Origin of the sequence: Ferviditalea candida, from assembly GCF_035282765.1 — a bacterium.
In the GTDB taxonomy this organism is placed as follows: domain Bacteria; phylum Bacillota; class Bacilli; order Paenibacillales; family KCTC-25726; genus Ferviditalea; species Ferviditalea candida.
Window position 1 is genome coordinate 96,645 of sequence record NZ_JAYJLD010000001.1, and the last position, 14,544, is coordinate 111,188.

General features: G+C 47.4%; 12 protein-coding genes and 2 pseudogenes. 8 read left to right on the forward strand and 6 right to left on the reverse strand.

What is annotated here, in order from left to right; genetic code table 11:
• Positions 1–476 precede the first annotated feature (476 nt).
• The 5 genes from VF724_RS00485 (at position 477) to VF724_RS00505 (ending at position 5,102) form a co-directional block, all read left to right on the forward strand.
• Entirely contained in the window at positions 477–1,913 is a 1,437-nt protein-coding gene (locus VF724_RS00485) for an APC family permease (protein ID WP_371752250.1), read from the forward strand.
• The gene (locus VF724_RS00490; RefSeq protein WP_371752251.1) at positions 1,910–2,332 is read left to right on the forward strand and encodes a GlcG/HbpS family heme-binding protein; all 423 of its coding nucleotides are present in this window, start codon (positions 1,910–1,912) and stop codon (positions 2,330–2,332) included. The genes VF724_RS00485 and VF724_RS00490 overlap by 4 nt, the downstream gene beginning before the upstream one ends.
• Positions 2,329–3,804 carry a gamma-aminobutyraldehyde dehydrogenase gene (locus VF724_RS00495; RefSeq protein WP_371752252.1) on the forward strand — a complete coding sequence of 492 codons (1,476 nt, stop codon included), beginning with the start codon at positions 2,329–2,331 and terminating at the stop codon, positions 3,802–3,804. Before VF724_RS00490 ends, VF724_RS00495 begins: the two co-directional genes overlap by 4 nt.
• Before the next feature lie 199 nt (positions 3,805–4,003).
• The gene (locus VF724_RS00500) at positions 4,004–4,207 is read left to right on the forward strand and encodes a CDP-alcohol phosphatidyltransferase family protein (RefSeq protein WP_371752253.1); all 204 of its coding nucleotides are present in this window, start codon (positions 4,004–4,006) and stop codon (positions 4,205–4,207) included.
• A 205-nt stretch (positions 4,208–4,412) separates the two neighbouring features.
• On the forward strand, positions 4,413–5,102 hold the full coding sequence (locus VF724_RS00505) for a DedA family protein (RefSeq protein WP_371752254.1): 690 nt from the start codon (positions 4,413–4,415) through the stop codon (positions 5,100–5,102).
• 38 nt (positions 5,103–5,140) lie between these two features.
• On the opposite strand, the gene VF724_RS00510 is transcribed toward VF724_RS00505, so the two are convergent.
• Positions 5,141–7,579, reverse strand: coding sequence for a transporter substrate-binding protein (locus VF724_RS00510; protein ID WP_371752255.1), 2,439 nt, complete (start codon positions 7,577–7,579; stop codon positions 5,141–5,143).
• A gap of 405 nt (positions 7,580–7,984) precedes the next feature.
• On the opposite strand from VF724_RS00510, the gene VF724_RS00515 reads away from it, so the two are divergent.
• Genes VF724_RS00515 through VF724_RS00525 form a run of 3 tightly spaced genes read left to right on the forward strand, consistent with a single transcriptional unit; the run spans position 7,985 to position 11,224 of the window.
• Complete coding sequence (locus VF724_RS00515) at positions 7,985–9,691, forward strand: purine-cytosine permease family protein (protein WP_371752256.1); 1,707 nt, start codon at positions 7,985–7,987, stop codon at positions 9,689–9,691.
• Between the two features lie 49 nt (positions 9,692–9,740).
• Positions 9,741–10,913 carry a formamidase gene (gene fmdA, locus VF724_RS00520; protein ID WP_371752257.1) on the forward strand — a complete coding sequence of 391 codons (1,173 nt, stop codon included), beginning with the start codon at positions 9,741–9,743 and terminating at the stop codon, positions 10,911–10,913.
• Positions 10,914–10,927: 14 nt separating this feature from the next.
• Positions 10,928–11,224, forward strand: coding sequence for an FmdB family zinc ribbon protein (locus VF724_RS00525; RefSeq protein WP_371752258.1), 297 nt, complete (start codon positions 10,928–10,930; stop codon positions 11,222–11,224).
• 188 nt (positions 11,225–11,412) lie between these two features.
• Here the strand turns inward: VF724_RS00525 and VF724_RS00530 are convergent, their stop codons facing one another.
• From VF724_RS00530 to VF724_RS00550, 5 genes and pseudogenes are all read right to left on the reverse strand, one after another.
• Positions 11,413–12,198, reverse strand: a complete 786-nt coding sequence (locus VF724_RS00530) for an enoyl-CoA hydratase-related protein (RefSeq protein ID WP_371752259.1) — start codon at positions 12,196–12,198, stop codon at positions 11,413–11,415.
• Positions 12,195–12,737: a gamma carbonic anhydrase family protein gene (locus tag VF724_RS00535; protein WP_371752260.1), complete on the reverse strand. Its 543-nt coding sequence runs from the start codon at positions 12,735–12,737 to the stop codon at positions 12,195–12,197. Before VF724_RS00535 ends, VF724_RS00530 begins: the two co-directional genes overlap by 4 nt.
• A 91-nt stretch (positions 12,738–12,828) precedes the next feature.
• Positions 12,829–12,972, reverse strand: a pseudogene (locus VF724_RS00540) (enoyl-CoA hydratase/isomerase family protein); the annotation flags it as partial.
• Positions 12,973–13,067: 95 nt separating this feature from the next.
• Positions 13,068–13,274, reverse strand: a pseudogene (locus VF724_RS00545) (betaine-aldehyde dehydrogenase); the annotation flags it as partial.
• Positions 13,275–13,328: 54 nt separating this feature from the next.
• Positions 13,329–14,525: a thiolase family protein gene (locus tag VF724_RS00550; RefSeq protein ID WP_371752261.1), complete on the reverse strand. Its 1,197-nt coding sequence runs from the start codon at positions 14,523–14,525 to the stop codon at positions 13,329–13,331.
• Positions 14,526–14,544: the final 19 nt, after the last annotated feature.

Sequence of the window (14,544 nt, forward strand, 5' to 3'; positions counted from 1 at the left end):
GAAAACCATACCCAAACCAAGAGAGCCCCAAAAATCAATGGACTGTATTTCGCAAAAAAAAAAAAAAACACCCCATTGATCCAATCATTGAATTTTCCCGGCAAATTGATTAATCGCCTGAAACAAAGCAAAATCGAAATGATCCTCACCCTTCTATTCGATAATACTTAAAGGACCGGGGACAATGCCCAAAAATTCATTTCTCTTTGATAATAAATCGCAACCCGCAGGATGGGCGCTTAAAAAAGCGGTCTTCTCGCAGGTTATTCGTGTTTAATTATAACGAATATCCTGTTTAATGTTCGTCAATAAGAAACTCAAAAAGAATTTCAGAAAACGGAATACAATTCCAAAAAAAGTTTAAATGTAAAAAAATAGACTGTAAAATTATACATAATGTCTAATGAAATCGTTTTCATTTAAAGGATACAATATAAATTATGAATAAAAAAAATTATGGAAGGGTGTAGGGGTTAATGTCAACTTCAAGTACATCTTCTTCAAATCAACTGCGCTTGAAACGGAATTTATCGGTATGGGATGCCGTAGTTATGTCAGCGGCGTTTATGGGTCCCGCGGTATCCATGTACTTTAACACTGGATATGCGGCAGGATTCGCCGGAGCGGCAATGCCGCTCAGCTTTGTCATTTCCATGATCATTGCCTTGATATTGGCCAAAACCGTCGGGGAATTCAGTAAAATTGCGCCGAGCGCCGGGGCGTTCTATGTCTTTGCGAATAAGGGCATCGGTCCGCGAAGCGGATTTTTATCGGGTTGGCTGATGTTTATCGGTTATTCGCTTTTGGAGCCGGCTGAAGAGGCGTTGTTCGGGATTACGGCCAGCGAAATCATCAAAAGCCAGCTGGGCATAGATATTCCATGGTATATTATTTCATTGATCGCATGGGCGGTTGTCTTCACGCTCTCGACAATCGGGGCCAAGCAATCGATGAAAATTACGATGCTCCTGTTCCTTGCGGAAGTAGGCGTATTGCTGGTATTATGCTTCTTGATCATCGGAAAAGGCGGATATGACGGCCTTCATTTCAGTGTTTTTAATCCGTCGAACAGTCCTACCGGTTTTTCCGGCGTTGCCCTGGGTATGGTATACGGCATGCTGTCGTTTGTCGGTTTCGAGTCGGCAACGACATTGGCTGAAGAAGTCGTGCATCCGAAACGCAACGTTTATTACGCGCTGATGGGGTCGACCATTCTCGTCGGAGGCATTTACATTGTCGCTACTTTCGCGGAAGTGAACGGATTCGGACTGGGCAATATGGATGCGCTCGCCAAGGATGTTTCCCCGTTTGTGACGCTCGCTACCCAATACGGTAGTCCCGTCTTGGTCTTGCTGATCGCTCTTGCGGGACTCAGCAGCATCCTGGCGGTCACCATCAATACAAATAACGCCATTGCCCGCGTCATTTATGTAATGGGCCGTGAAACCGTGCTTCCAAGCTTTTTCGGTAAAGTGCACCAAAAGTTCCATACCCCGTCGAATGCTGTTATGTTCCAATCGCTCATGTCTTTGGTATTGCTGCTTTTGATGGGCTTCTCCGTAGGTCCTTCCCTTACATACGGATACTTGGGGGCTATTCTTACATTAGGGATTATTCCGGTTTACATCATGGCTTCCATCGGATACGTGCTTTATCAGAAAAAACAAGGGAATATACGCAAACACCCATTTAAAAATTTTATTCTCCCGATCATAGCGTCGCTGTTGATGCTGATTCCGCTTTCAGCTTCATTCTATCCGGTTCCGCCGTTTCCTTACAATATCCTGCCGTTGGTCGTCATCATCTATGCCATTGTCGGATTTATCGTAGCCAAAAGACTTGAGCGGGATCCCGAACGCTTTAAACGCGCCGGCGAAATTTTGGGGGATGCAGATCAGGGGATAAATGTATGATTTTGAATGAAGAGATAGTCAAGCAAATGCTGCAGGATGCTTTAGACCACGGGACCGGGATAGGAATTCCCATCTCCGTTGCCGTTACAGACGCCGCCGGCCACCTTTTGGGCTTCAGCCGTCATATTAATGCGGAAATTGTAAGCATCACCCTTGCGCAGGACAAAGCTTTCACTGCAGCTGTGAATAGAATCAGCACTGCAGAGCTTGGCAAACTATGTCAGCCGGGAGCAGAACTATACGGTTTGCAAAACAATCTTGGGGGCCGTATGGTGATCTTTGGGGGCGGCATACCGATTCGGGACCGGGAAGGCATGTTGATTGGAGCTATTGGAGTGAGCGGAGGAACTTGTGAACAAGATATTGCCTGCGGACAATTTGCGATCGCGAAGGCTATTGAGAGGGGAATGAAATCTTGATCAAATCATATAACAGTTATATTGATGGACGCTGGGTGAACACGGAGCAAAAATTCAACGTCGTGAACCCGGCTAATGGACAAATCATCGCCGAAGTGGATCAATGCGGTGTAGAGCATATTGAACAAGCCGTGGATGCGGCAAATCGGGCTTTTCCGGAATGGGCGGCCATGGGGCCTGCCGCGCGGGCCGAGTTACTGTTTAGATGGACAGAAATTCTGATTCAGCGTGCTCAGGAATTTGCGGAATTGGAAACTGCGCAAACCGGAAAACCGATTATTATGACGGAAAATTTCGATATTCCTTTTTCGATCGATAATTTGCGTTTTTTCGCGGGTGCTGCAAGAGTAGTCCCCGGCATGGCAACGACCGAGTATGTCCCTGGCCATCAAAGCTCGATCCGGAGAGAACCGATTGGTGTTGTAGGCCTGATCTCGCCTTGGAATTATCCGATGAACATGGCCGCCTGGAAGCTCGGTCCCTCGCTTGCGGCTGGGAATACCGTCGTGATCAAACCGGCCAGCTTAACGCCGCTGACGACCATCGAGATGGCAAGGGCAGCGCACGAGGCGGGTATTCCGGCAGGTGTTCTGAACGTGGTGACAGGTCCCGGTGGGATAGTCGGGGATGCGTTGGTGAGGCATCCGAATGTGCGCATGATCTCCCTTACGGGCGATACGCAAACCGGGAAGACGATTATGGCCCAAGCGGCTTCAACCGCGAAAAAGCTTCATCTGGAATTGGGAGGAAAAGCGCCTTTCGTGGTGTTCGCCGATGCGGATTTGGAGGCGGCGGTTCAAGGAGCGGTCATGGGGGCATTTATCAATTCCGGACAGGATTGTACGGCAGCTGCGCGGGTGTATGTTGAAGCTTCCGTTTACGATCAGTTTTTATCCATGCTGTCGGAGCGTGTAAAACGGATTCGCGTCGGTCTTCCGATGGAGCGTAATACGGAGATGGGATCGCTTATTTCTTACTCGCACCGCGATCGTGTCGAGGGTTTTGTGCGGCGGGCCGTGCAGGCGGGAGCAAAGGTGGCTGCCGGAGGCTGTCGTCCCGAGGAGCCTGATCTGAAGGCCGGAGCCTATTACATGCCGACGGTGCTTTACGATGCTGCGCAGGATTCCGAGATTGTACAGGAAGAGGTATTCGGCCCTGTGTTGGTCGTTCTTGCTTTCCGCGATGAGGCGAATGCTCTTGCGTTGGCGAACGATACGATTTTCGGATTGGCCGCATCGGTTTGGACCAGGGATGTGTTTAAGGCCAATCGGATGTCTGCCGGAATTCAAGCGGGCACCGTTTGGATCAACGACCACATTACGATAGTTTCGGAGATGCCGCACGGCGGATATAAACAAAGCGGTTTCGGAAAGGATATGTCGGCCTACGCGCTTGAAGACTACACGCAAATCAAGCACGTAATGGCAGATGTAACCGGCAGGGTCTATAAAGATTGGCATTTTATGAAATGAGTCATCGGTCTGTGCGAAAAATATGAAGACGTTTGACGCTGGACAGACTTTTTCCGATCCTCGAGAACTGATGGTAAACGGCATCTTTAAATGGTCTGGGGTATAATTGCATTTTCCTCCCCTTGTTGAATGATTTGTCCTTATTTCGGTTAGACTTCAATCCATAAACTTCCTTGATCATCACAAAAGGATTGAAACCTTGGTTTTTATCGTTAATCATTTCCCAAAATTCGTTACCGTTTTTACTGTATCCAGTGTTGCTTTTGATTTTTGGGATGGAAGAATTGCCCGAAAACTTAAAGCAGCAAGTGAATTCGGAGTGGAATTGGATTCTTTGGCTGATGTCTCAGTTTTGGCGTTGTTCCTGCATTGGCTCTTTATGAAACAGTTCCCCATCTTTTGATTTCGGACATAGCGCTCATATTGTTTCCGATAGCCGGAGCCCTATATTGATAAGGATCAAAAAGCTTTAATTGAGATATGCGTTCGACTTACCTCTTCATTCCATATTAACCAATAAGTATTTATGCAAAGGACCAATCCAAATGATAAAAACGATACTTCTTCAATATGTAGCCCGGTTTGGTTATATCGGCATTTTCGGATCGATGATGCTGGGAATGATTGGTTTGCCTGTCCCCGATGAATTGCTCATGACGTTTGCCGGGTATTTGATTTTCAAAGGAAAACTGGTTTATTGGATCACGCTTATCGTTGCATGCTTGGGTTCGATAAGCGGCGTATCGTTCAGTTTTTTCTTGGGTCACAAATGGGGTTTGCCTTTGTTGGAAAAGCACGGACGGAAAATACATATGACTCCGGAGAGATTGGAAAAATCGGAGATTTGGTTTAAACGCTTCGGCAAATTCGCCGTCACTTTCAGTTACTTCATTCCTGGAGTGCGCCACTTTACCGCGATCTCGGCGGGCATCAGCAGATGGAAATATCGCATTTTTTTGTTGTATGCAGTCCCTGGCGGTATAGCGTGGGCCTTTACTTTTATAACGCTTGGTTACTATCTGGGAGAAAATTGGCGGGTTTTTACAGAAACCTTCCACAGGTATATGTTATATACCGTTCTTGGGTTGGTTATTGGGCTTGGAATCTGGCTGGCAATACGCCGCAAACGGAATCCTAAACAAATGAAAGCAGAAACGCCAACACCGATTGGTTCGAGGTCACGCTCATTCGTGTCTTATGAATTTATTGACGAAATGCAAAAACATCCCGACTCTGCGGCTTTTATCGATGAACTGAATTCTGAACCACAGGATCAAGGACCTGCTCCAAGACGCTGACCGGCCGTCCTGTCTTCAGAAAATTCGGGTTTATTGACTTATCGGCCAACTTTGATGTTGTATTCTTTCAGTTTTCGATAGAGTGTCGTTCGGGATATGCCCAAATCTTTGGCCGTGTTGCTGATATTTCCTTTCCGTTTTACTAAAGCTTGAATATAAAAATTCCGTTCGCGTTCATTGCTGATCTGTTTAATTTCTTCCACGCGGTCAACTTGAACAATATATTGCGGAAGATGCTCTTTCGTGATGTAAGAGGAATTTTCGGCCAAATAATAAGCGCGCTCGATGACATTATTGAGTTCCCGGACATTTCCCGGCCAACTATGCCGGTAGAGCAGTTCAAGCGCTTCAGCTGCAATATGTTTAAATGGAAGACCTGTGCTTAATGACATTTCTTTGATGAAATGCCCCGCCAATTCGGGAATATCCCCGGCGCGCTCGCGCAACGGAATTAACTCAATGGTAAACACATTCAGCCTGAAGTAGAGATCGCTTCGAAACGAGCCGTTATAAGCGATTTCCTGAGTTATGTTTTTGTTGGTTGCCGCAATGATGCGTACATCTACGGGTATGGATTTATGTCCGCCGACACGGGTGACCTCTTTTTCCTGCAGGACTCGCAGCAGAGTCGCCTGAAGTTCAAGCGGCATATCGCCGATTTCATCCAGAAACAACGTGCCTCCGTTCGCGAATTCGAATTTCCCCGGACTGCCTCCTTTTTTTGCCCCGGTAAATGCGCCCTCCATATACCCGAACAACTCCGCATTGATTAAATCCCTCGGAATTGCCGCGCAATTCAAAGCAATGAACGGTTTGTTCATCCGCATGCTTTCATTATGGATCGCTCTGGCGAACAACTCTTTGCCTGTACCGCTTTCTCCAAGTATCAAGACGTTTGCGTTGGTTCTTGATGCGAATCTGGTCAGCGACACAGCGTGCATGAATTTTTCATCGGAACCGATGAGATCCCGGGTCAGGAGCCGGCTTTTATCCTTGGAAATAAAGTGGAAGTTGTTCTTGCCCTGTTGTTTGAAATACAAATAAACATACGGCGGAGATTTTTTGACCGACACTTCAAACAGATCTCCGGAAATTTCCTTTCTCAAGACGGATGCGGAATCATCCCTATTGCCGGATGAAATTTCCCTTAACACCTGCAGAACGGCCTCACGCTTGCTTGCCAGCAATGCTTCGGCGGACGGATTCAGAAATACAATCGATCCGTCCAGCAGCACAAACAAACTTTCCGGAATGTGTCCTGAGATATCTTGAAGAATCCGATATTCGGAAAAGTCTTTCATGTGTTTTTCCAAGAGCTCTTGGTTGATCCGGATCTCCTCTTGGGATTCGACTTCAGGCTTGTTCTCGGATGCTGCAATGGTCACATTTTTAAAAAAAGGAACTGGAGCAATCGGTTGATCCGATTCCCAAACAATGGTAAACTGCCCTTTTTCGTTTACTTGTCCGATTCTGGAATTCAACCACAAATGTTGATTGATTTTGTCTACGACAATCTTTCCCTGCGGGGCGTCAAACGCTAATCCGGGCAAAACACGGCGAAGTTCGTCGATACTTGCCGTTTTCGTTCTCCGCAGCGCTTCCGTAAGCAAAAATAGGCTATTATACGCATTTTCCATAGCCGAACTAATGTTTTCTGAGCCGTATGTGCGGCGATACGCCGCTACAAATGCCTGATTTCTTTCGGATTGTATGGAACTGAAGTACGGAAAGGAAGAATAATGGCCTGCTGCATAAGGCGCCTGAATGGATGCTATTTCCGTTTCGGCCGTAATGGCGCTGGCGATCGGTTGCTTCAAGCCGTGATGATGATGCTGTTGATAAAAGGCGATTGCGCTGTCCCCTACGAGAGTGGAGAAAATGACATCGGGGTTGGCTTCCTTAATTTCGTTTAAATAATTGCTGAATTCCTGCCTTCCCAATTTCACGTAGTTTTCGCCGGCAATTTTTCCTTTATGGAATTGGATCAGATGACGAATATGCCGGTTTGTTTCGCGAGGGTAAATATAATCGGACCCGATCAGATAGATCGATTTCCCCAAATTGTTGATAATCCAAGGGATGAAATGAAGCAGCTGCTGATTCGGCAGCGGTCCGCAATAAAAGATGTTCCGGTGCTGTTCTTCCCCTTCGTACTGTGTCGGATAAAGCAAAAGGGAGTCGTATTGTTCCAACACAGGAATGACCGATTTGCGGCAAGAGGAAGTATACAATCCGACGATGGCCGCCACTTTGTCGATGTTGATTAATTTCTCCGCTTTCTTGGCGGCCCAGTAAGGATCGGATGCGATGTCTTCCACGATGGGCAGCAAAAACTTCCCGTCGACTCCGCCTTGTTCGTTAATCTGACGGATGGCCAAGAGACTCGCTTGATATTGTCCGCGTTCCGTAATCCCTGTGGTCCCCGTCAAAGAAAAAAGAATGCCGATTTTAATTTCATTCCGGTTGATTTCTGTCACGACTTAAACCCCCTTTTCAAATGAAAATAAAACGACAATGCTTCATTTTTGATTCATTATTGTGCAGTGCGTTACAAAAGCCGATACAATTTCATTACATTATGTAATGTATTATAACATTAATTTTGTTAATTTTAGGAACTATAATTATTTTTTTAAAAATATAATATATAAGTAATTTTTAATTACATTATATGATATTTTTAATTACACTAAATTAACACAACAGTATTGGCACAATTATTGCTTAAAAAATTTAGTGAGAATTTAAACAAGCAAATGGAGGTTGAGGCCATGAAGTGACAAATTGAAAGGCTGCTGGAAGTACGCCACAACGGGTTTTCCTAGAGTGGAGTTGGTCTATATCCAAGAAAAAGAATGAATCTTCGGAGGGAGTTGGCCATATTGGATAGTCAAGTTCTGAACGAGAATCTGAAGGGAACCAAAGTATCGGCACGATCAACAAAGCGCTCTTTCAACAATTGGGTAAACAATCCTGTTTTAGAGGATTACGCGCTTCGTTACGCACCGCGTTCATTCCGAAAATGGACGGAATTTGCCGTAGCCAGTTCGGCAATCGGCGGCATTGCGTACTTGGCGGATTTTGCCATTGGCGGTTCGATTGCCGTCACCTACGGATTTGCCAATGCGCTATGGGCCATTGTGGTCACCGCGGTCATCATCTTCCTGACAGGGCTTCCGATTTCGTATTATTCGGCTAAGTACAACATTGACATGGATTTGTTGACACGCGGGGCAGGCTTCGGTTATATGGGTTCGACCTTAACTTCCCTAGTTTACGCCTCATTTACATTTATTTATTTTTCGCTTGAAGGTTCAGTGATGGCTCAGGCATTTGAATTGTATTTTGGAATGTCTTTACCGGTCGGCTATTTAATATCCTCCTTGATCATTATCCCGATGGTTATTTACGGGATGACCTTCCTGGCGCGTTTGCAGGTTTGGACGCAACCGATTTGGATTACTCTGATGGTATTGCCGTTTATTGTGATTTTGATCAAAGATCCCGGCACTCTGGTAAGCTGGACGCAATTTGCCGGCAATTCCAAATCGGGCGCTTCATTCAATCCTCTCTCATTCGGTCTTGCAGCCGGAGTGGTGCTGTCCCTTATCGCCCAAATCGGCGAACAAGTCGATTATTTGCGGTTTATGCCGGACAAAACCAAATCGAACAGCAGAAAATGGTGGTGGGCCGTTATTCTGGCCGGTCCCGGATGGGTCATTCTCGGCGCGCTAAAGCAGCTCGGAGGATCATTCCTTGCTTCTTATATAGCACCGACGGTTGGAATCGACAAGTCCACCGAACCGATCCAAATGTATACGATGGCATTTCAATATTTTATTCCCGGCGCGTTTGCGGCTCTAAGCATTGCCACTTTATTCGTTATCTTGTCGCAGATCAAAATTAATGTAACCAATGCGTATTCGGGCTCCCTCTCATGGTCAAACTTTTTCTCCCGTCTTTTTCATGCTCATCCCGGGCGTGTGGTTTGGCTCTTTTTGAATGTGGGGATTGCCATCATCCTGATGGAGGCAGGGGTATTCGGGTTTTTAAACACGGTTCTGGGATTCTACTCCAACGTGGCCGTAGCATGGATTGGCGCGCTGGTGGCGGATCTTGTCGTCAATAAAAATATACTCAAGATCAGCCCCGCTTATATCGAGTTTAAACGGGCCCATTTGTATAACTTCAACCCGGCGGGATTCGGTTCGATGCTCATCGCTTCAGTGATTTCAATACTGGCTTACTACGGGATGTTCGGTTCATGGATGCAGGCTTTCTCGCCATTTGTCTCGCTCGCGCTGGCCTTTGTCCTGGCTCCGATTATCGCCGTTCTGACGAAAGGCAAATATTATATCGCCCGTCCGAATCCGATGATTAAAGGGAACGGTGGATTGCCGAACACCGCAAGCGCGCAGATTTCATCCTTGGATCAAACGACATCCGCCAATGAGGTACTTACTTGTTCCGTTTGCGGTTACGACTATGAAATAGAAGACTCGACTTATTGCCCCTTCCATGGCGGGAATATATGCTCGCTGTGCTGCAGTCTGGAAAGCAGCTGCCACGATATGTGCAAAGCCCGATAATGAGTAAGAAAATGAAAAAATACATTGAATAATAGTGGGAGGAAGATATATGCCGGAAGTGCTTTTTAAAGTAGATCTGACGAAACCGATGGAAGAACAGGATGTTCCCGGACATAACCGTTGGCACCCCGATATCCCGGCTGTGGTTTCCGTAAACCCGGGATCCGTATTCCGGATTGAGTGCAAGGACTGGACGGACGGTCAAATCCATAACAACGACGATCCTTCCGATGTTCGCGATGTGGACCTGACAAGAGTCCACGTGCTGAGCGGACCTATTTGGGTCAACGGAGCCGAACCCGGGGATTTGCTGGTCGTGGATATATTGGATATCGGCGCTCTGCCGACTTCAGAATGGGGCTTTACCGGAATATTTGCCCGGGAGAATGGAGGCGGCTTTCTGACCAACCACTTTCCTGAAGCCGGCAAAGCCATTTGGGATTTTCACGGCATCTATGCATCTTCCCGCCACATTCCAAACGTCAGATTTCCCGGCCTTTTGCATCCCGGATTGATCGGCTGCGCGCCGTCCCATGAGATGCTGGCCGAATGGAACAAGCGGGAAGCCGAATTGGTTGCCACCGATCCCGACAGGGTGCCTCCTCTCGCGAATCTCCCCAGCCCCAAGGGAGCGGTTTTAGGCAATTTGAAAGGGGCGGAGTTTGACCGCATCGCCAAAGAGGGAGCCAGAACCGTACCGCCCCGCGAACATGGAGGAAACTGCGACATCAAGAATCTGTCCAAGGGCTCCAGAGTGTATTTCCCGGTATATGTCGATGGAGCCAAACTATCAATGGGGGATATCCATTTCTGTCAGGGCGACGGAGAAATTTCCTTCTGCGGCGCCATCGAAATGGCGGGATGGTTGGATCTTCACGTTTCCCTCATCAAAAACGGCGTTGCGAAATATGCGGTAACCAATCCCATCTTTAAAACAGGACCCGTAGAGCCTGCCTTCTCCGAATATATTGTATTTGAGGGTATTTCGGTCGATGAAGAGGGGAAGCAATATTATCTGGATCCTTTTATCGCCTATCAACGGGCCTGCATGAATGCCGTCGAATATTTGAAGAAATTCGGCTATACGGGAGAACAAGCGTATATGCTCCTAAGCGCGGCTCCTTGTGAAGGACGCATAAGCGGAATTGTGGATATACCCAACTCTTGCAGTACAATAGCGATCCCCACCGGGATTTTCAACAAAAACATACTTCCTACCTGATGAGGTGCTGCCAGATGCCGGTATATTCTTTTTTATGCGGGAATTGCGGCGCGTTTGACCGATACCGTACCATCAGCGAGTCCGGCGACCCTATGAATTGTCCGTCCTGCCATAATCCGGGGGAGCGTATTTATACGGCGCCGGGTATTATTAAAACTTCTTCGGCGCTTCGTTCCAGAATGGAGCGCGGCGCCGAAGGAAGAATCGTTAAACGCGAGGCGGGCAGTCAACGTTCACAAAGCGAAAGCGGATTGCCCGCCGCCGCAAAACCGCAATTCGTCTCCGGGAGACCTTGGATGATTGGTCACTGATCCATTTCAAATATGCAAGCATCCAATGCCTTCTCATATCGTGAATGACCGCAATCGAGTAGGCCTATGCGCATGAGCATAGGCCTCTCACATTCATCTGTTGCAGAGACAAAGTCTTCTGCATATCGGGTCAGTCGATGTCCTCGTTCTGTCATATAGAATACAGATCCAGCCCCGTTTCTTTGATATTATTCGCCCCGATATTCCGGTTTCCTGTTTTCGAGAAAAGCCTTAAGCGCTTCGATTCGGTCCCTGCTCGGAATGATGACTTCATAGGCCTTGGATTCAATGTCCAGTCCAGTTTGAAGGTCAACATCAAAACCCCTGTCCACCGCAAATTTCGCCTGATAAACTGCAAGCGGTGCATTCTCCAGAATTTCTCCAGCAAGCTGATCGGCCAATTCATACAAATGATTCCGGTCTCTGGCAAGTCCATTCAAAATTCCGTAATTCATTGCTTCCGAACCCGTAATTTTACGGGCAGTCAATATAAGTTCCTTCGCTTTGGATAGGCCGATTAATCGAGACAGACGTTGAGTCCCGCCAGCTCCTGGAATGATTCCGAGACTTACTTCCGTAAGCCCCATACTCACATCGCCGACAGCTAATCGAAAATCGCACGCCAGCGCCAATTCAAAACCGCCGCCGAATGCATAACCGTTGATGGCAGCAATGGTGGGTTGAGGCAAACGTTCAAACGCAGTAAAAACATCACGAATTTTTCGAACATTTCGGCGGACTTGCTGTTCATTTAAGGTTTTTCTTTCTTTCAAATCAGCGCCCACACTAAAAGCTCGACCTTCACCCGTAACGATAACCACTCTGATTTCCTTCGATGCATGACAAAGTTCATCAATAATTTCACCCATCCGGACTAAAACGGAATAGTTCATGGCATTCAATTCAACTGGCCGATTCAGAGTAATCAAGCCGACATTCCCACGTCGCTCCAGCAATACAAGATCTTCATTCATTCCGTATTCTCTCCCGCACAACCACCTATTCCTTGTTGGGTATAATGTTTAATCAATTTTTGATATTCTTTAGATCCTTGCTGTACCCACCATAGTGCGTTGCCTTCCAAATCCTTTAGCTTTTTGGCAGGAATTCCGCCGACCACAATACGCGACGGAAATTTGGAATCGGCCAATACGACGCTTCCTGCCGCAACAACGGATTCTTGGCCAATTTCCGCATTATCCAGCACAACCGCGTTCATGCCGATGACGGAACTGCGGCCGATTCGGCAGTTGTGAAGAATCGCACCATGTCCAACAGTCACATCTTCATCGACGAAAGTGCCTTCATCCGTCATATGGATCACGCAGTTATCTTGAATGCTCGACCTAGCCCCGATGAAGATCGAGCCTTCGTCCCCGCGCAATACGGCGCCAAACCAGATGCTCACCCCATCTTCAATCACAACATCTCCGATGATCGTTGCATTGGGCGCAATAAAGGCAGTCTCAGCGATTTTTGGTTTTTTCCCATTAAACTCCAAGATTAATCCCATTTCCTCCTCCTCAGAGTAATGCAATACCGTCAGCAACCCGCCGGTATTGATTATTGGCTTTTAAAAAACTTGTCAGAGAAAGATTTCAACACGTACCGGCCGTTCCCGCCAACACGCCCAGGGTCACTTCCGGGAGTCCGATTTGTCCCGCCTGATCTCCCATGAAGCGCAGATCGCACAGGCCTCCGCCGACCGTATGCCCTTCCAGGCAGGCGATAAAAATCTGGGGAGCCCGCACGAATCTGTAGGCCACTCGATTGGCCCTGGCATCTTATTTGTCCAAATGGCCGAACCGAGACCATAAATGGCATCATTGGCTTGACGGACGACTTCATCCTCGTCTTTGAATTTGATGACCACAACCACCGGTCTGAATATTTCTTCCTGGCCACGCGCATATCGTTCCGAACATTACCGATGACCGTAACCGTCGATCACATTTTCATGGCTGTTCGAAATTACGGCTCCCATATGAACCCCATCGTCAAATGGATCGCCCGTACGGACCCGCTTCGCTTTCTCGATAAACCTCTCCATGAATTCATCATAGATGTTCTCGTGAACAAATAGTCTGGATCTTGCTTCACAAGATTATAATTTTTCGATAATGGTGGAAATCCCCTGTCCTACCCCGATGCACATTGTGGCCAAACCATATCGGCAATCTCTGCGCTGCATTTCGTGTACCAGTGTGGTAACGATACGCGAACCGCTGCAGCCAAGCGGATGTCCGAGTGCAATCGCCCCGCCGTTAACGTTAACCTTTTCCATGGTAAAACCAAGCTCGCGAATAGAAGCGACCGACTGCGAAGCAAACGCTTCATTGATTTCAATCAAGTCCAATTGGTTTGCAGACAAGCCAGCTTTTTGAAGTGCTTTTCTGGTAGCAGGAACAGGACCCATTCCCATGTATGCAGGGTTAACACCCGCAACGGCCCAAGCCACGATCCGGGCTAAAGGTTTCAGCCCCATCCTTTCGGCGGCGTTGCGTTCCATAATCAGCACAGCACTGGCTCCATCGTTAATTCCGGATGAATTTCCGGCCGTCACGGTTCCGTTATTTCTAAAGACAGGTTTTAACTGCGACAATTTTTCCTTCGTCGTTTCCGGTCTTGGGTGTTCATCCGTATCAAACATTACTGTCGTTTTCCCTTGTTGTATTTGCATCGGAACGATTTCGACATGAAAGCGTCCCTTTTGTATAGCTGTATTCGCTTTTATTTGACTTGCCAAAGCCAGTTCATCTTGAGCTTCTCTGGAAATTCCATAGCGTTCCGCTACATTTTCCGCCGTTTCTCCAAGACTGATCGGCGGATAACTTGAGGCTAACTTTGGATTTACCATACGCCAACCCAGCGTCGTATCATATAGCGTCTGATTCCCCTTTTCACCGGAAAGCTGTGGTTTAGGCAAGACAAAAGGCGCACGTGTCATGCTTTCCGTTCCCCCGGCGATGAACACATCCCCAACATCGGCTTTAATAGCTGCGGCCGCTTGATTAATCGCTTCCAAACCGGAGCCGCACAGCCTGTTTACCGTGACACCCGGCACTGTGACCGGAAATCCCGCCAACAACAATGCCATTCGGGCTACGTTCCGGTTGTCCTCTCCCGCCTGATTGGCACAACCCAAAAACACATCTTCTACTCGATCGGATTCTATCGCATTTCTTTTCATTAATTCACGAATAACGTGCGCCGCAAGATCATCGGCCCTAACATCTTTCAACATTCCGTTATGTCTTCCAATCGGGGTGCGCACAGCATCCACAATGACCGCTTCTCTCATACCATACGTCCCTCGCTTC

Bases quoted from the DNA above. Each gene is read 5' to 3' on its own strand.
- fmdA (WP_371752257.1), top strand. From the start codon at position 9,741: ATGCCGGAAGTGCTTTTTAAAGTAGATCTGACGAAACCGATGGAAGAA.
- VF724_RS00550 (WP_371752261.1), bottom strand. From the start codon at position 14,525: ATGAGAGAAGCGGTCATTGTGGATGCTGTGCGCACCCCGATTGGAAGA.
- VF724_RS00485 (WP_371752250.1), top strand. From the start codon at position 477: ATGTCAACTTCAAGTACATCTTCTTCAAATCAACTGCGCTTGAAACGG.
- VF724_RS00525 (WP_371752258.1), top strand. From the start codon at position 10,928: ATGCCGGTATATTCTTTTTTATGCGGGAATTGCGGCGCGTTTGACCGA.
- VF724_RS00490 (WP_371752251.1), top strand. From the start codon at position 1,910: ATGATTTTGAATGAAGAGATAGTCAAGCAAATGCTGCAGGATGCTTTA.
- VF724_RS00505 (WP_371752254.1), top strand. From the start codon at position 4,413: ATGATGCTGGGAATGATTGGTTTGCCTGTCCCCGATGAATTGCTCATG.
- VF724_RS00535 (WP_371752260.1), bottom strand. From the start codon at position 12,737: ATGGGATTAATCTTGGAGTTTAATGGGAAAAAACCAAAAATCGCTGAG.
- VF724_RS00530 (WP_371752259.1), bottom strand. From the start codon at position 12,198: ATGAATGAAGATCTTGTATTGCTGGAGCGACGTGGGAATGTCGGCTTG.